Annotated in this window: 14 protein-coding genes and 2 pseudogenes; 6 read left to right on the top strand and 10 right to left on the bottom strand. The window is 30.0% G+C overall.

Annotated features, from left to right (window positions below):
* The first annotated feature begins 176 nt into the window (after positions 1-176).
* Positions 177-1529 (top strand): amino-acid N-acetyltransferase, encoded by a 1353-nt coding sequence (argA, locus tag CKCE_RS00130; protein ID WP_015238295.1) that lies wholly within the window; start codon positions 177-179, stop codon positions 1527-1529.
* 18 nt (positions 1530-1547) lie between these two features.
* Positions 1548-1790 carry an oxidative damage protection protein gene (locus tag CKCE_RS00125; RefSeq protein ID WP_015238294.1) on the top strand — a complete coding sequence of 81 codons (243 nt, stop codon included), beginning with the start codon at positions 1548-1550 and terminating at the stop codon, positions 1788-1790.
* Positions 1791-1818: 28 nt separating this feature from the next.
* Here the strand turns inward: CKCE_RS00125 and rpiA are convergent.
* Positions 1819-2498: pseudogene (rpiA, locus tag CKCE_RS00120) on the bottom strand (ribose-5-phosphate isomerase RpiA).
* Positions 2499-2531: 33 nt separating this feature from the next.
* On the bottom strand, positions 2532-3842 hold the full coding sequence (locus tag CKCE_RS00115; RefSeq protein WP_015238292.1) for a DNA recombination protein RmuC: 1311 nt from the start codon (positions 3840-3842) through the stop codon (positions 2532-2534).
* Between the two features lie 911 nt (positions 3843-4753).
* Here CKCE_RS00115 and dctP point away from each other — a divergent pair.
* The gene (gene dctP / locus CKCE_RS00110) at positions 4754-5758 is read left to right on the top strand and encodes a TRAP transporter substrate-binding protein DctP (protein WP_015238291.1); all 1005 of its coding nucleotides are present in this window, start codon (positions 4754-4756) and stop codon (positions 5756-5758) included.
* A gap of 67 nt (positions 5759-5825) precedes the next feature.
* Here the strand turns inward: dctP and radA are convergent, their stop codons facing one another.
* Positions 5826-7199, bottom strand: coding sequence for a DNA repair protein RadA (radA, locus tag CKCE_RS00105; protein ID WP_015238290.1), 1374 nt, complete (start codon positions 7197-7199; stop codon positions 5826-5828).
* 144 nt (positions 7200-7343) lie between these two features.
* On the opposite strand from radA, the gene CKCE_RS00100 reads away from it, so the two are divergent.
* Complete coding sequence (locus tag CKCE_RS00100; RefSeq protein WP_015238289.1) at positions 7344-8228, top strand: squalene/phytoene synthase family protein; 885 nt, start codon at positions 7344-7346, stop codon at positions 8226-8228.
* Positions 8229-8285: 57 nt separating this feature from the next.
* Here the strand turns inward: CKCE_RS00100 and clpB are convergent, their stop codons facing one another.
* Positions 8286-10868 carry an ATP-dependent chaperone ClpB gene (clpB, locus tag CKCE_RS00095; protein WP_015238288.1) on the bottom strand — a complete coding sequence of 861 codons (2583 nt, stop codon included), beginning with the start codon at positions 10866-10868 and terminating at the stop codon, positions 8286-8288.
* Between the two features lie 223 nt (positions 10869-11091).
* Between clpB and CKCE_RS00090 the strand changes: the two genes are divergently transcribed.
* On the top strand, positions 11092-11811 hold the full coding sequence (locus CKCE_RS00090) for a helix-turn-helix domain-containing protein (RefSeq protein ID WP_015238287.1): 720 nt from the start codon (positions 11092-11094) through the stop codon (positions 11809-11811).
* A 26-nt stretch (positions 11812-11837) separates the two neighbouring features.
* On the opposite strand, the gene CKCE_RS00085 is transcribed toward CKCE_RS00090, so the two are convergent.
* The 3 genes from CKCE_RS00085 to CKCE_RS00080 form a co-directional block, all read right to left on the bottom strand.
* Positions 11838-12569: a lytic murein transglycosylase gene (locus tag CKCE_RS00085; protein WP_263987906.1), complete on the bottom strand. Its 732-nt coding sequence runs from the start codon at positions 12567-12569 to the stop codon at positions 11838-11840.
* Positions 12570-12604: 35 nt separating this feature from the next.
* On the bottom strand, positions 12605-12844 hold the full coding sequence (locus CKCE_RS03970; RefSeq protein ID WP_015238285.1) for a lysozyme family protein: 240 nt from the start codon (positions 12842-12844) through the stop codon (positions 12605-12607).
* A gap of 109 nt (positions 12845-12953) precedes the next feature.
* On the bottom strand, positions 12954-14192 hold the full coding sequence (locus tag CKCE_RS00080; RefSeq protein ID WP_015238284.1) for a cation:proton antiporter: 1239 nt from the start codon (positions 14190-14192) through the stop codon (positions 12954-12956).
* A 153-nt stretch (positions 14193-14345) separates the two neighbouring features.
* On the opposite strand from CKCE_RS00080, the gene queF reads away from it, so the two are divergent.
* Positions 14346-15164: an NADPH-dependent 7-cyano-7-deazaguanine reductase QueF gene (gene queF / locus CKCE_RS00075; protein ID WP_015238283.1), complete on the top strand. Its 819-nt coding sequence runs from the start codon at positions 14346-14348 to the stop codon at positions 15162-15164.
* A gap of 35 nt (positions 15165-15199) precedes the next feature.
* Here the strand turns inward: queF and CKCE_RS00070 are convergent, their stop codons facing one another.
* The 3 genes and pseudogenes from CKCE_RS00070 to uvrC all read right to left on the bottom strand — a co-directional run bounded on the left by CKCE_RS00070 (position 15200) and on the right by uvrC (position 18978).
* Positions 15200-16456: an MFS transporter gene (locus tag CKCE_RS00070; RefSeq protein ID WP_015238282.1), complete on the bottom strand. Its 1257-nt coding sequence runs from the start codon at positions 16454-16456 to the stop codon at positions 15200-15202.
* 77 nt (positions 16457-16533) lie between these two features.
* Positions 16534-17102 (bottom strand): annotated as a pseudogene (pgsA, locus tag CKCE_RS00065) (CDP-diacylglycerol--glycerol-3-phosphate 3-phosphatidyltransferase).
* 46 nt (positions 17103-17148) lie between these two features.
* Entirely contained in the window at positions 17149-18978 is a 1830-nt protein-coding gene (gene uvrC, locus CKCE_RS00060; protein ID WP_015238280.1) for an excinuclease ABC subunit UvrC, read from the bottom strand.
* Positions 18979-18988: the final 10 nt, after the last annotated feature.

The following is an 18988-nucleotide window of genomic DNA, read 5'->3' as shown; positions in this document are numbered from 1 at the left end:
AAATTAATATTACAAAATACATGTCTAATAGTTGTAAATAATCACTTTAACTTACTAGTATAATATATATAATCATTAAATTAGATTTAGCTATAACAAGTATAACTAAATTCATTGTTTTGTTAATTTATTAATAATAATTGTTAATTATTAAAATATTTGCAATTAGAGAGCATATGGAAATAGACACATCTTCTGTTGAAGAACATGAAAATTCGAAATCACAATTTGTAAGATGGTTTCGTGAAGTAGCCCCTTATGTACATGCTTTTAGAGGGAAAACTTTTGTAGTTGCTTTCGGAGGTGAGCTTATACAAGATGGAGTGCTAAACACTTTAGTGCAAGATCTATCATTACTATCAGCTCTTGGTATTCGTTTAGTACTAGTATATGGGTCAGGACCTCAAATTAATGAACAATTACGTTTAAAAGGATTACCCCAAAATTTTAATAATGGAATAGTAATTCCAACCAACACTGCTGCACTAGAGTGTGCAAAAGAAGCTGCAGGAGAAATAAGGTTGGATATAGAGGCATCATTCAGTCAGGGATTACCTAATACACCGATGTCTCACTCTCAAATTAAAGTAATATCAGGTAACTTTATTACTGCAAGCCCTGTTGGTGTTTTAAACGGCATTGATTTCCAATTAACAGGAAAAGTAAGAAAAATAGATACAGAAGCTATTAAATTTGCTATAGAAAAAGGAACTTCAGTAGTTTTATTATCTCCAATAGGATTCTCTCCTACAGGAGATGCTTTTCATCTAGAAATGGAGGAATTAGCTACAAGCACAGCTATTGCTATAGGAGCAGAAAAATTAATATTTCTTTCTTCATCCGAAGGAGTTAAAAATGCAGATGGATCAATAAATCCAGAAATAGCTAGGGCCAAAGCTGAAACTTTGTTACAAGATAACAATATTGATACAACAACAACAAAATTTCTAAAAAATTCTGTTATGGCTGTAAAAAAAGGTGTAGCTAGAACTCATATTTTGCCATACGGAATAGATGGAAGTGTATTATTAGAAATATTTACACATGGTGGTATCGGAACTATGGTTGTCGAAGACAATTTAGACGATCTAAGAGAGGCCTCTATAGATGATGTTGGCGCTATAATTAGTCTTATAGAACCACTTGAATCTGATGGAACTCTCGTTCCAAGACCGAAAAGCTTAATAGAAAGAGACTTGGAAAAATTTACAGTCTTAGAGCATGATGGAGTAATATATGGGTGTGCTGCTTTATATCCTTTCCCGATAGAAAAGATGGCTGAACTAGCTTGCTTGATTGTTCATCCTGAATGGCAGAGTTCTGGTGAAGGAGAATTGCTTTTAAGGCATATAGAATCTCGTGCAAAAAAAATGAAAATAGATCGTTTATTTGCATTAACAACAAGAACATCACATTGGTTTTTAAAAAGAGGATTCGTAAGAGGATCGGTTAAAGATTTACCAAAAGAAAAACAAATTAATTACAACCGATCTAGAAATAGCCTAATCTTTATAAAAAACATGAAATAATAATTCAAAGGATTAAAAATGTCAGAAAAAATTTATTGTATAAAACTAAAATGTGAATTAGAAAAATTGGATAAACCTCCATTCCCAGGAAATCGAGGTATGTATATATGGAATAATATATCGAAAAATGCCTGGGAAGATTGGTTGAAGCAACAAACCATCTTGATCAATGAAAAAAGGTTAAATTTAGCAGACATAAAATCGAGAAAATATCTAAAAGAACAAATGGAAATATTCCTGTTTAATGAAACAAAAGAATAAATATTTAAAACCATTTATTTTTGATAAATTATTTTGCAAAATATTTTATACCGTTATTTAATGTTGCCAAAATCAGTTTATCTGCACCTCTAATAGCAAATAAACCACAAGTTACAACACCTGGTATATTATTTATATCCTTTTCCATCTCTACAGGATTTCCAATTTTAAAGTTATGAATATCTAAAATATAATTACCATTATCTGTCACAAAATCTTTTCTCAAAATAGGATTGCCACCCAAATCTCTAAAATATCTAGAAACAACTGATATTGCCATAGGTATAACTTCCACAGGAAGAGGAAATTTCCCTAAATTATTTTCAGATAATTTTGATTCGTCAGCAATGCATATAAATTCTTTTGCTGATGAAGCTATAATTTTTTCTCTTGTTAATGCACCACCTCCTCCTTTAATCATAGATAAAGAATAATCTACTTCATCAGCACCATCAATATAAACTTCTAATTCTGTTAGTTCATTTAAATCAAATAATTTTATTCCATGTCTAGACAGCAAGAGTTCTGTTCTTTTTGAACTTGCTACTGCTCCTAAAAAATTTTCTTTAAAGCTTGATAGTTCTTCTATAAAGTAATCAACCGTAGATCCAGTTCCAACTCCTATTATATTTTTTTTGAAATGATATTTTTTATACAACTCATTGCCTCTATAGCAGCTATTTTTTTTAATTCATTTTGTTTTTTCATAAATGAAACCATATATTAAAATACAATTATTACTTACTCATCCTCTAGCAAGAGCTTTTCTAATTCCTGCTCAGGAAGAACTTCCAAAGATTTTAAGTTACGTAACATAACTCTAGATCTAACTTCTGTTTGCCCTAACTTATTACTAGCATTATCCAATGTTTTTTTGACACTAGCCAAAGACTCACCAAATTTAAAAAACTCAGTTTTTACTACACGTAATATATTCCATACCTCTGAAGATCGCTTTTCAATTGCGATTGTTCTAAAACCAATTTGCAAACTATTAAGCAAAGCAGATAAATTACTAGGACCAGTAACAGTTATACGCAAATTGTGTAACTTATCAAATAAACCTGGATATCTCATAACTTCTGCATATAATCCTTCTGTAGGAAGAAACATGATAGCAAATTCAGTTGTGTACGGTGGTGATATATACTTGGAAGATATCATCTTAGCCTGCAATTCTATTGCTTTAGCTAATGCTGAAGATGCAGCTTTTGATAATTCAATGTTACCAGCATCATTCGCTTCCATTAATCTATCATACTCTTCTTTAGGAAACTTAGAGTCTATAGGCAACCACACAGGACCATTATCATCTCTTCTACCTGGTAATTTAATAGCAAACTCAACTATTGAATCGCTATTAGGTATTAATTTTACATTTTTTCCATACTGATCATCAGTCATAACATCTTCTATCAATCTAGCAAGCTGTACTTCACCCCATGTGCCTCTAGACTTAACATTACTCAAAACTCTCTTTAAATCCCCTACACCAACTGCTAAGGTCTGCATTTCACCCAACCCTTTATGTACAGCTTCTAAACGCTCAGAAACAATTTTAAAAGACTCTCCTAATCTTTGCTCTAAAGTGGCATGTAGTTTTTCCTCAACCATGCAACGCATTTCGTCCAGTTTTGAAGCGTTATTAGTCTGCAAAACATCTAATCTATTCTCTAAAGTGTTTCTTATTTCTAACAATCTTCTATCATTAATTTCTATCAACCCTTTTAGTTTGTCACTAAAACCACTAGAAAAGCTTGATAGAGAAGATGCAAGCTCAGCACGGTTGTTAAAAGAATCTCTAGTAAGAGAATCTTTTAATTTATCGTGAGAATCTTTTAATTCTATCTGTAATGAACGAATTGAATCTAGAAAATCACTACGAAGAATCTTTTGAGTCTCAATAATATCATTATGTATTTTTAATTCTGTTCCTTTTACAATATCTAAATAGGAATTAAAACTTTCTTTATAATTAATCTTTCTAATTGTATTTAACATAAAGATGTTTAATATAAAAATAGATAAAAGAAAACCAACAATCAAAATCATAAACACAATATTCCCTGTAATCACTCATATGTAAAAAAACAAAAATATTCTATCTCTTGCATGATAGAGATGAATTATCATATAACTCATAATTAAATTTCAAAGATTATCAATCAGCAATAAAAACATTTAGTTATATTTTCAAAAAGATAAAACATATAAATTGTTATTACTCAATTAGTCTGAAATAAATACAAAATTATAATAAATGTATAAACTATCATATTAAATAATTCAATTTTTTATAAAATAAGTAATTTTACAAAAATATTATATTTAATAAAAAATTATATACTTAATATCCATTAATACCGTAATGTTCTAATTATTATGACATTAAACAAGTATTATTGTATTGATACACCACACTTTTATTAAAGATATACGTCTTTCAACAAATATGAACTAATTGCTATCCTACAACATAACATATGTGTATTATGAAATTGAATTAAGCTAACTTCTAAATACTAAAATAACAGCTAAATTACAAATATAGTTATTCAAATCTGCTAATTTCGATGTAAAGACTATTTCCAAAAATATTAAAATCAATATCTATTATATAATTATGACCAAACATATAAGAATTTTTGGTTGGCTATTTTATAATAACGAGATACCATAGTGAACAAATAATTTAAAATTATCGACGTTTTATAGTTTATAATCATCGAATGTTTAAAAAATATCCTCTTAAAAATCCACATTGATTTTAAGACTTTCTAAAAAAACTTGTAAAATTCTAAATCATATAGCAAAATTTTAAGGATATATATTTGTGAATTTATAATTAATTTTAAATGCAGAATTGGGTTAACAACCATAATTTGTATAAATATTAGTATATGTCTTCTAATTATATTTGATTATTTTTAGAATATTTCTTTTGATTTTTCAGGAGTAGACGAATGCGTAATGTTTGGCTTGCCAGTATTGCGTTAGCCTTATCAGCAATAACAGCATCTGTCCCAGCATTGACTGAGAATATTACAGCGCCAGCTGATATTCATTTGAGAATGGCTCACTCTCTTCACAGCAAATCACACTACGGCACAGCAGCTAATGCGTTTGCTGAAACTCTAAAAACCTGTAGCAAGGGTAAATATAGAGTAATTACATTCCCAAATAATCAATTAGGATCTGAACGGAATGTTATTGAAGGCCTTCAAGCAGGCACAATTGATCTAGCTATTGTATCTACAAGCACCATTATGGATATTATTCCAGAAGTAGGAATGTTTGATATTCCATTTTTAATGCATGACTTAACCCACGCTAGGAATGTTCTAGATGGACCTGTAGGCAGAAATATATTAGCAAAATTTCCATCAAAAGGACTAGTTGCTCTAGCGTGGGGAGAACAAGGCTTCCGTCATTTAACAAATAACGTTAAACCTGTGTTAACACCAGAAGATGCCAAAGGATTAAGAATAAGGACACCTAAAAATTCCATTCATATAGATGGCTTTAGATATATAGGAATAGATCCTGTACCAATGACACTTACTGAGGCTTTTGACGCTATTAAAAAAGGAGAAATTGATGGACAAGAAAACTCTTTAGCAGTTATTTTGTTAACACAATTATCTCAAACACAAAAATATTTGTCTCTTTCTGGACATGTATATGCTCCAGCATTAATACTTGCCTCTGAAAAGCTTTACAAAAAACTGCCTAAAATAGATAGGACATTTTTTGACAAAGCAGGCAAAGCAGCTAGTACTAAGATGAGAGAGTTTGTCGATAATGTTGAAAAAAACGGCGTCGAAAAACTAAGAGAGTGTGGCATTCAAGTTGCAGAAGTTGATAGGGCTGATTTCGCAACAGCAATGGCTCCAGTCTACTCAGAATATTATAAAAAATTTGATAGAAAAATAATAGATGCAATACCATTTCAAAGAAATTTTGAATAAATTTTTCTAAATACACACCAATACTATTGGGAATAAATTTTATCCTAATAGTGTTGGGTGGTGTGACCTATAAATTTTGAAATAACTTCTTTACTGCGTCTAAAGCATCTTTTAATGTAAATAGCTTTATTGTTTTTAGGCCTGGTATTTCTTGTTTAGGAACGTTTTGATTAGGAATTAAAGCTATTTCAAATCCTAATTTAACTGCTTCCTTTAAACGTTCTTGACCTTTAATTGCTGGCCTAATTTCACCTGAAAGACCTATTTCACCAAAAGCAAATAATTTTGATGGTATCGCTTTATTTAACAAAGAAGAAAATATAGCTAACAACACTGCTATATCTGAAGCTGGTTCTGATATCTTCACTCCACCAACAACATTCACAAATATATCTTTATCAAAAGTTGGAACATCAGCATGTTTATGAAGCACTGCCAATAGCATTTCTAATCGATTATCATCTATACCAACAGACAATATTTTACGCGTGGAACTATAAGATTTATTGACTAGAGCCTGTATTTCAATAAGCAGTGTCCTTGATCCTTCTTGAGTTGCCATAACGCAAGACCCTGACACATTATTATTATGATTAGATAGAAACAAAGCTGATGGATTAGGTACGCAACGCAACCCCTTATCTGTCATAGCAAAAGCACCTAATTCATTCACAGCTCCAAATCTATTTTTAAAAGATCTTATCAAACGAAATGAAGAGTTATGATCACCTTCAAAATATAAAACAGTGTCTACCATGTGTTCTAAAACTCTAGGTCCAGCAATCAATCCATCCTTAGTCATATGTCCTATCATAAATATAATGGTGTTTAATCGCTTAGCAACTCTTGTTAACTTTGCCGCACATTCTTTAACTTGTGATAACGATCCTGGTGATGAACTCAAAGTAGCACTATAAATTGTTTGTATAGAATCAATTACAACAACTAATGGCTTATGAGAAACAATAATATCTATAATTTCGTCAAGTTTAGTTTCCGCTAGCAAATTTAGATTATTATATGTCAACCCAAGTCTAGTTGCTCTTAAAGCAACTTGCTCTGAAGATTCCTCACCAGTAACATATAAAACATTATATTGGTTTGATAAAACTGATAAAGATTGCAATAACAATGTTGATTTACCTATACCAGGATCACCCCCCAACAAAACCACTGAGCCTATAACTAAGCCTCCTCCTAAGGTTCTATCAAACTCATTAAAACCAGTTGTAATCCTAGTAACTTCCCGTGCATCTATTTCTGCAAGGCTTTTAAGTGTAGACGGCACAGCCCATGATTCTTGAAAAGAATTATTATCAACAATTTCTATAGGCTCTTCAGAAAAAGAATTCCAAGAATTGCATGATGAACATTTACCATGCCATTTCAAGCTTTTTACACCACATTGCAAGCATACATATGTATTTTTTGATTTGACCATTTTTATATATTTGAATTTAAAGATAAATAATTTATATTTAAAAATATTTAATAAAAATATTAATTTTTCAAATAATCAAAATTAAATAATAATTTTATTTATAATCGTATTAATGAAACTAAAAATTTATATTAATAAAGAAATATGAATACAGATGAATATTGTATTATGCAATTAAAACAAAGCAATTCTAGCTTGTACTATAACATCCTATCACTAGAAAAAAAGCAAAAGAATATATTGGCTGCAATATATCTTTTTAGCAAGAAAATAGAGCATATAGTATCAAAATCAAAAAATAGCATAGCAGCATATGCACAGTTATCCTGGTGGCGCTATCAAATAACTGAAATTATGAATACTAACAATATTATTAATCACCCAATAATAGCAGTATTAAAAGAACTAATAATAATATATCCAAAAGTACAAAAAATTATTATCAATTTTATTGATAATAATGAAATTTTGATAGAACAAACACAATTTGATAATTTTGATGAACTTAATAAACTCTATTGGCAATCAGATAGATTAATACACAAAATATATCAAGAAATGAATAATACAGAATATCAATATACAAAATCAGATATAGAAATTAGCACTGCTATAATGATGACAAAAATAATTAGAAACATAGGGAAAGATGCTAGAGTTGGCAGATTTTATATACCAATTAGTGAACTCAAAACATTTAATATCGAAGTAAAAGATTTTTTAAATCCCGATAAATCAACTCTAATGTTAAAACTAATAACTAATCAAATAGAAAAAACATATCAATTATATAAAAAAATACCTGCTATTCTATTATCTCCAAAAATAGATCAACACAAGTTCTATATATCCACTGCCTCTGTATATTATGAACTTCTAGAAGAACTAAACAAGAAAAAACAATTAATATTAAACCAATATATAACCCTAACTCCATTTAGAAAATTTTGGATTTCATGGGCATCTAAAAAGACAAATGGTAGGAATATATTAAGGAAATTATATGGACTACATAATTATAATAAGTAGTCATAAGCATTTCAGAAATATCATGACTACTTAAATAACAAACAATATCTATAAAATCTACTTGTTAAATGAAAACTCGTTATTCCTATAATCTACACAAATAGTATCACCTGATGAATAATCACCTCTTAATATTAATTTAGCTAATGGATTTTCAATCCTTTGTTGAATTAATCTTTTAAGAGGTCTAGCTCCAAAATTAGAATCAAACCCAATATTAGATAAAGCACTAATAGCTGCATTCGTCACATCAATACTCATATCTTTTTGTTGAATGCGATGATTCAATCTATCTAACTGAATTCTAACTATAGATTCCATATGTCTTTGTTCTAAATTATGAAATACAACAATCTCATCAATACGATTTAAAAACTCTGGTCTTAATACTTGCCGTATAGTACCTAGAACAATTTCTTTAATTTTGTCATAAGGCTTATCTTCCATACTATTAATTTCACTTGAACCAAGATTAGAGGTCATAATAATTACAGAATTTCTAAAATCAACAGTCCTACCTTGTCCATCTGTTAATCTCCCATCATCTAATACCTGTAACAATATATTAAAAACATCAGGATGGGCTTTCTCTATTTCGTCTAGCAAAATTACACTATAAGGTCTCCTGCGAACAGCCTCCGTTAAATAACCACCTTCTTCATATCCTACATAACCAGGAGGAGCACCTATCAATCTAGATACAGAATGTTTTTCCATAAATTCACTCATATCTATACGAACCATATGATCAGTGGCATCAAATAAAAATTCAGTAAGTGCTCTAGCTAATTCTGTTTTGCCAACTCCAGTAGAACCTAAAAATAGGAAAGAGCCATAAGGCCTTGATGAATCAGAAAGGCCTGCTCTAGAACGTATAATAGCATCAGAAACAGCTTGCACTGCCTCCTCTTGACCTATAACACGAGATGATAGAAAATTGCTAAGATTCAACAATTTATCTTTCTCTCCTTGCATCATTTTTGATACTGGTATACCTGTGCTCCTAGAAACAACCTCAGCAATTTCTTCAGACCCTACTTGTGTACGAAGTAATTTAAACTTATGTTGTTTACTGTCATTATTTATCTTTCCTTCAGCAAATTTTAGTCTAGACTCTAATTCAGGTAAAATAGAATACTGGATTTCTGCTAACTTATCATATTGCCCGGTTCTTTGTAATTCTGACATTCTTATCTTTGCATTATCTATTTCTTCCTTAATAGCTTGCGTACCTTGTACAATTGCTTTTTCTGACTTCCAAATATCATCATAATCATGGTATTCTTTTTGTAACTTAGATAATTCTTCTTCTATTAAAACAAAACGTTTTCTCGATGCATCATCTTTCTCTCTTTTAACAGCTTCTTTTTCTATTTTTAATTGAATTATCTTTCTATCCAACCTATCCATTATTTCTGGTTTAGAATCTATTTCCATTCTAATACGAGCTCCAGCTTCATCTATTAAGTCTATTGCCTTATCAGGTAAAAAACGATCTGTAATATACCTATTAGATAATTCAGCAGCTGCAACTATTGCTGGATCAGTAATTTCAATACCATGATGAATTTCATATCTTTCTTGTAGACCTCGCAAAATAGCTATAGTCGACTCAACATCTGGTTCCTCTACTAATACTTTCTGAAAACGTCTTTCTAAAGCAGCATCTTTTTCTATATATTTCCTATACTCGTCTAATGTAGTTGCTCCAATACAATGTAATTCACCTCTTGCTAAAGCAGGCTTCAACATATTACCTGCATCCATTGAACCTTCAGTTTTACCAGCACCCATGATAGTATGCAATTCGTCAATAAATAAAATACTATTATTTCCATCAATGGATAATTCTTTCAAAACAGATTTTAACCTTTCCTCAAATTCTCCACGATATTTAGCACCAGCTATTAAAGAAGCAATATCTAGAGATAATACCTTTTTACCTTTTAAGTTATCAGGCACTTCTCCATTTACTATCCTTTGAGCTAAACCTTCTACAATTGCGGTTTTACCAACCCCTGGTTCACCAATTAAAACAGGATTATTTTTAGTTCTACGTTGTAAAATCTGAATTGTTCTTCTGATCTCATCATCTCTTCCTATGACTGGATCTAACTTCCCATTGCTAGCTCTAGATGTAATATCTGTAGTATATTTAGACAAAGATTTCCTATTAGACTCGTCTTCACTATCATTAATAGTATCTGAACCTCGCAACTCATTAATCGCAGTTTCCAATAAATTTTTGTTTAGCCCTGATTCTTTGAGAATGCGACCTATTTCACCATTATCTACAGAAGCTACCAATAAAAAAATCTCACTAGAAATATAGCTATCTTTTAATCTATAAGATTCTTTTTCCACGCGAATCATTAAACTCTGTAAATCTCTTCCTATTTGTATATTATCTATATTTTGTACTTTAGGTAATGAATTTAATGAATCATCTAAAAGCTTATTAAGCTTATCAATCGATGACCCTGATCTGGCAATCAAGCTTTTACTAGTTCCATCAACATCATTCAATAAAACTCTTAATATATGCATGGGCTCTATATACTGATGTTCATTTACTATTGCTAGACTTTGAGCTTCAACAAATATTTGTTGAAATTTTGCAGTTAGTTTGTCAAATCTCATATTAGAAGAACTCCATCCAAAAAGAATATTTTGAAGTAATGTAAATTATTATCGATAATAACTTTAATAAGTTACATATAGACTATAGAATTTAAAATCTATACGATTTAAATATTATTTAATTAGTTTATATAATATATTAACTAAACAGTTAGTTAATATATATGATTTAGTAAGTAATAAATCAAGTGTCAATAAAGATATATTAATATGGAAAACCTAAATGCTATACCAGAAAACAAAATCATCTACAACTAATTATGATTGTTCTGCCTGTATATTAGGTCATATATGTGTTGCATCTGATTTAAATAACACTGAACTAAATAAAATAAATAATTTAAAACATGAGAAAATACAAATAAAGAAAAAAGAAAAACTTCTAATAAGTCATCAACAAACAATTTACGGAGTGAGATACGGCTCATTAAAAATTCAAATAGAAAAACCAACAATTTTCAATAAAATTGTTGAATTCTGTTTACCTGGAGAACTTATCGGATTGAATAATTTACACAATGAAAAACATGAATTCTCTGTTATAGCTTTAGAAAACTCTGAATTATGCATTATCAATATACAGCATCTAGATCATATTTCACAAGATAGACCATATTTGCAAAAACAATTTCGTGAAATAATGAGCAAAGAAATAACAAAATCACACTATATGCTATCAATTCTAAGTCTTACAAGCTCAAAAAAAAGAGTAATAGCATTCTTATTAAACATGTCCAGTAAATATGAGAAATTAGGATATTCTTCTAATAATTTTATATTAAAAATGAGCAGGAAAGAAATTGGAAATTTTCTTGGTATTACTCTCGAAACAGTTAGTCGAATTTTAAATCAACTTATGAAAGAAAAAATGATTCTTATAAAAAACAGGAATGTTATCTTAAAAAACAAAGAACAACTTAAAAATCAATTGCTAAACCAATAAAATAAATAATTAGAAATTTATGATATCTAATTATTTATAGTCCAGGAACTAAGAACATCATTCTCAAACTTTAAAAAGTTAAATAACAATGAAACAGCCAAAGCATATCTATACGACCTGTTATAGTTTAATATAGAATAGAAATTTTCTGTAACTAAAAAAAATGGTCCATGTGACCCATTTGGAGCAAAAACAACTGTCTCCAATTCACTATCTATAAATTCATTACACAATTCTCTATTACCAATTCTACAAACACCAATAATAGACCAATCTTTAAGTTTGCGTTTTTCAGATATATCTAAATATGTTTTACCATGTTCAAGATTTATACTGTCCAACCAATCTTCTGGTAAAGAAACTTCTATAACAGCTGGAACATTATATTTCCAACTAAAATTACGTTTGTTTAAATGATTAGCAGTAGATGCAACAGCATCAATAAAAGAATTATATAAATCTATAACACCATCTCCATCTCCATCAACCGCCAACTCATAAAAAGATGTAGGTATGAATTGCGTCATTCCAAAAGCACCACTCCAAGATCCTAAGAATTTATCAGGTTTAACTATATCATCTCTCAATAATCTTATTGCTGCATAAAAATTTTTCTTCCATAACAAATTATTTTCTGTACACGCTCTTGTAAACCAAGCGTTTAGAACACTAGTATTTCCTAAAATTTTTCCATAATTTGTTTCAATACCTAAAATAGCAACTAATAACTCAGGGTCAACCTGATAAGTATTTCCTATTTCTATTAATTGATCTCTGAACTCATTTAATATTTTTAAACCATCAATACATTTTTTTTATTAATTACTTTTGATATATATGAAGTCCAATCCTCCTGCAAATCCTTTTGATTGCGAGCTAAAACAAAAGTTCTTTTTAAAAGCTTAATATCATTAGTAAATTTATCAAAATCCTCAAAAGATATTCCATTAGTAGGAGCATTGTTTCTTAGAGAAACTAGACAATCATCACATAAAGTACTAGGCAATGACTCAAATTCTCTATACAATTCCAAATCCGATGCATGGATATTAAAACAAAATAAACTATAAATACATATTACGGAAAAATAAAGATATTGAAAAATCATCATTTTAAAAGCACCAGAATTGAGAAATAAAGAACTAATTTTTCTTGTCTAAAAATTTTACTAGTGGACCTAAAGTAGTAGCCTGCACCAATAAACTAAAAATAACAACAACATAAGTAACACCAATAAACATTTCCCTTCCTTCAAAAGAAGGTAGCAACAATGATAATGCTATAGATATTCCTCCTCTCAAACCTCCCCATGTCATAATTTTTACTGCATGTCTATTATCTTTCATGTAATGCAACATATTTATTGGAGCTGCCACACTAATATATCTGGCTATTAGAACAACAAAAATTGCTATTATACCAAGCCATAAGTTCTTTATACTAAATGATAAAGCTACAATTTTTAATCCTATTAAACCAAATAATATAAGATTTAATAACTCATCCAACAAACCCCAAAAACTAAATAGATATTCTCTATTTTTTGATTTGTGACCTTTGGATAAATTGCTGTTATAACCTACTACTAACCCTATAACAACCACTGACAATGGAGCAGAAACGTGTAGATGTTCAGCAATACTATAACCAGCGGTAGACAAGGCTAAAGTAATTAATATTTCTACAGGATAACTATCTAAATCTTTTAACATTACGGAAGCTACATAACCAATGACCAGACCAAATATAACAGCCCCAAAAATTTCTTGTATAAGAGTCATTAAAACAGATAAAAGAGAAAATTCTGTATTCCCAGTAGCTAACCCTAGTAAAGTCATAAAAGCCACAACAGCAGTTCCATCATTAAATAATGATTCACCAGCAATTTGAGTTTCTAAGTCAGGAGATACTTTGGCATTTTTTAACACGGCAAGAACGGCTATAGGGTCTGTGGGTGATATAAGAGCACCAAATACTAAACACCATAAAAAGCTTATAGGCACATTACAAAAGCTAGTAACTAAAAAGAACCCTACGCCAACAACTGCAGTTGATATTAATACTCCAATAGTAGCCAATAAAAAAACTGGCATCTTCAAACGTCTCATTTTTGAAATATCAACATGTAAGGCTCCTGCAAATAACAACAAACCCAAAAGACCATGAAATACTAATTCAGAAAAATCAATCATTCCAACTAAGTGCTGAGCTTCTATAACCATTTCAGGATAAAATAAACTTAATAATAATAAGCAAACAGAAGCCACTAAGCCAACTGCTGTTATGCCTAACATATCAGGCAGCTTTATAAATCTATGATTAATATAACCAAACATAGCAATCAAAGAAAGTAGCGCTCCAGCACCGTCAAATAAGGTCATAATAATTCCTCAAAAATGGGTTGAATGTAATAAATATATTCAAAAAACACAAACACAATTAGCAAGAAAAAGCTATTATAAATAACATATTCGTAATATATCCTCTAACGAAAAAACTTATGTTTATAAAAATAATTTATACAAGAATATAAAATGAAAAAAATAGAAAACCCTTTGGGTAAACAAACTAATTACCCATTAGAATACAACCCAAATTTACTATTCCCTTTAGAAAGGAAATACCTAAAAAACAACAAAATATTCAAAGGCTTCGATATATGGAATGCCTATGAAATATCATGGCTTAATAAAACAGGCAAACCAGAAATAGCAATTGGCAGATTTCAAATACCAGCAAATAGTAAATATATTATAGAATCAAAATCTTTAAAGATTTACTTAAACTCTCTTAATCAAAAAAAAATTGATAATCACAGCGATTTAACAAATTTGATATGCAATGATTTGTCATCATCTACCAACAGTGATGTCCTAGTAAATATTATAATGCCACAAGATTTCAAAAAAATATATATTCAAGAATTAGATGGATTGTGTATAGACAATTTACAAATAAAAACAGACATATATAATCCTGATCCAAATTTATTAGAAAACGAAAAAACAAATAAAACTAAAATAACAGAAACCTTAATGTCAAGATTATTAAAATCCAATTGTCCTATTACCATGCAACCAGATTGGGCTTCTATTCAAATAAGATATCGAGGATTTAAAATAAATCATGAATCTATTCTAAAATATATAATATCCTACAGAAATCATGCTGAATATCATGAAAATTGCATAGAAAAAATTTTCCTAGATATATATGAGCAATGTAAGCCTGATTATCTAAGCGTATATGGAAAATATACTAGAAGAGGTGGGATAGATATAAATCCATGGAGGTCAACAGACTTGGAAGAATATAACCCTGTAAGAAACCTATTCAGATCAACACGTCAGTGAATAACAAAACTCTAAATGACGTGTTGATTTTAAATTTAATTATTATATGTCTGATTATCAGCTAACCATTTAGCCAAATAAGAAGACATAATCAACATTAGCCCTGCTATTATCCATGGCAGACTATACAATTTAGCATCAATCATTACCCCAAATAAAATAGGGCCAACAGCTGAGCCAACATCTATCCCTGAATAAACTAACCCATAAACAATACTAGTAGAATGTTTATTAGCAATTTTTCTAACCAACATATCTCTAGATGGAACAGCAACCCCAAAACAAAAGCCAGCCATTATCATAAAAAATGTAACAAAACCATCAGAAATAACACCAGTAGCTATAAATATAAAAGATATACCAGATATAACTAGTGATATTAATATATTGTTTTCTTTAAATTTAGCAGTTGATAATAACCATCCTCCTACTAACATACCAAAAGCAGATGCTACCATATAAATAGAAAGCCTAGAGCTAGCAAATAACTCATTAAAATTATACAATTTGCCTAGCAATGGGATTGTGTAATTTTGAATAGATGAAGTAGAAAATGCAGTAACAGTGAAAAATAAAAAGGCACCCCACATAACAGGATTAGCAAGAAGTTTTAATATAGAATTAATGTAATCTTTTTTTAAATTTGGTGAGTTTAAATCATTAATTTTATCAACCTGTTTTTTCTCAAACTCTACAATATAAGTTCTCAATGACTTTGTTAAAAGAAATGACATAACAAATAAAAGAGACACGCTTAAAGCAGCAACTCTCCAACTAGTTAGCACAGTAACCACAGTAATGAAAATAGGAGCTAACGCCCATCCAAAACTACCAGCAATAGCATGAATACTGAATGCATAACCTAACCTTTTTTGGCTAACCATTTGATTAATTATTGAATATCCAGCTGGATGAAATACTGAATTACCAATGCCACCAACAAAAGCAGAAAGCACTAAAGAAAAATATCCATAAGAACAAGAAATCATCAAACTAGATAACAGAAAACAAATTAAACCTAATAGAAGAATCTTAAAAGGTCCGAAACGATCTACAGCTACTCCTGAAATAACTTGACCTACTCCAGAAACCACATAGAATACAGTCGCTAACAACCCAAGCTGGGCAAAATCCAAATTAAACTCCAACCCAAGTGCCACATATAATGAAGGCAGCACCAGTTGAAAAAAATGTGATAAGGCATGAATAAAAGTAATTAAACTTATAATCATCCAATCTTTTCTGATAGACTCCTTGTCTTCAGGTAAAAAATTCTGTGAAGAAAAATTCATTTGTAATCGCACTATGTTAAACAAAATTAATTAAAAATATATTCCCTACACTACAAAAACTTGCAAATCAAAATAATTTATTTTGCGTGTTTCAAAACATACCAAGAACGCCTTATATAATAAAGCATGGACCAAACTGTTAAAATTGACGACATAATAATTAGCCACGTACCTATATGCATAAAATCCACCCCCCAAAAAACTCTACCATATAACAAACATGGAATAGCTATCATTTGAAAAAGTGTTTTAATTTTACCCATCCTGTGAACAGCTACACTAGCTCTAGCGCCCATTATTGCCATCCATTCCCTTAAAGCAGAAACTGTTATTTCCCTACCTATAATAATCAATGTTATTAGTATATCTACCCGACCAAGTTTCAAAAGAATGATCAAAGAAGAACAAACCATTAGTTTATCAGCTACAGGATCTAAAAAAGCTCCGAAAGAAGTTGTTTGATTTAATCTTCGAGCTAGCCAGCCATCTAACCAATCAGTCAATGCAGCAAGTACAAATAATATCAAAGATACAACATCTCGTACTAAATCTCCAAGATAATAATCAGAAAAATAAAAAAACAAACCATTAAAGGCACTAACAAAACTCTAATCCAAGTAATGGCAATTGGTATATTTATTAACATACTATGACTTGTTGTATTTAAAAAAATTTATAACATATATACTACATTATGACCTTACAAAATCATATATTTTTTCAGCTAAAGATCTAGATATACCATCAACAGACATTATTTCTTCTATTGTTGCACAAGAAATATCTTGTAAGCTACCAAAATGCTTTAGTAGTGCTTGAGATTTTTTTTTGCCAATACCATCAACATTCATTATCAAAGACATGTTTCTTAATTTAGCAACCCTGTTCCTTACTCCTTCTATAGCAAACCTATGAGCTTCATCTCTTATATATGCAATCAGCATAAGGGCAGGAGAATTTGCTCCGAGGGAAATGGCTGGTCTTTTATCTGCAAAATGCAATGTCTCCAGGCCAACTTTTCTTCCTTCTCCTTTAGAAATTCCAGCTATCAATTTTATATCTAACCCTAATTGAATAAAAATTTTCTTTGCTATCTCAACCTGACCAGGACCACCATCTATTAGAACTAAATTAGGCATATCTCTATTTTCAAATTTAGAAAAACGACGATATAGCACCTGACCCATAGCAGCATAATCATCACCTGGAATTATATTTTCTATGTTATAGAGCTTATAGCGTGATGGCTGCATTTCGCACTTATTAAAAACAACACATGACGCATTAGTTGATTCTCCTGAATAGTGACTAATATCAAAACATTCTATGTATAATTGCTCATAAGTTTCCACGCAAATACCTAATTCATATAATAAATTTTTAATACGAAATTTTCTTAAATATTGTGAATCTATATGTTTTGCTAAAAAAATCTTAGAATTTTCTATAGACTGTCCCAACCAAGAAGATTTTAAGCCTCTTGGTTTAAACGACAAACTAACTTTTTTACTTTGTTGGCAGCTGATTAAATCTATATTATCCAATGTAGAGAATCTATGAGAAGAAACTATAACATCAGGCAAAGCCCTGACAGAGTAATACTGCGTAACAAAAGATTCTAGCAAAGAATCTATACCCTCTTCTTCTCCAACTTCTATAAGAAAGTTCTTATCTCCTATATGACGACCGTTCCTAATCATAACAACATTAATACATGTTTTTCCTGATTCTCTGACTACAGATATAATATCAGTATCCTTTACTCCTATATGCTCCATAGCTTGTTTATGAAGAACACTTTTTAATGCTGTTATTTGATCTCTTAATGTAGCTGCCAATTCAAAATTCATAGAATCTGAGGCTATTTGCATTTTTTGTTTAAGATCAGATAAAACCGCTGTAGCCTTGCCATTTAAAAACAATGATGCCTCTTTTATATTCTTGTCATAATCTTCAAAACTAATATTTCTAGTACAAGGAGCAGAACATTTACCAATTTGACCTAATAAACATGGACGTGATCTATGCAAAAAAACCGAATCCTCACAAGTACGCAAGCGAAATATTTTTTGCAAAATCTTGATAGTTTCTCTAGCTCCGTAACTATCTGGAAATGGCCCGAAATATTGGCCTTCTAATTTTTTAGAATCGACAATTGGTTTCAATCTAACAATATGCAAACGAGGATATTCATGTAGAGAAATTTTAAGATATGGATACGATTTATCATCGCGAAATAGTATGTTATATTTTGGCTTTAAAGACTTAATAAGATTATTTTCTAAAATCAAAGCCTCTATTTCAGATTTTGTAACTATAATCTCTATATCTGCTATTTTTGAAACCATCTTCTCTATTCTAATACTTGGCAAAGTTTTATTAAAATATGAAGAAATTCTTTTTTTTAGATCACGAGCTTTACCAACATATATTATATTGCCTTCAACATCAATATACTTATAGATACCAGGCAAATGAGGTATGCTTTTCGAAAAAGCACCAAAGTTAAAACAAGAAGTCATTATCTTCGAA

The organism is Candidatus Kinetoplastibacterium crithidii (ex Angomonas deanei ATCC 30255), from assembly GCF_000319225.1.
GTDB lineage: Bacteria > Pseudomonadota > Gammaproteobacteria > Burkholderiales > Burkholderiaceae_B > Kinetoplastidibacterium > Kinetoplastidibacterium crithidii_B.
This window is presented reverse-complemented; position numbering and strand designations above follow the sequence as displayed.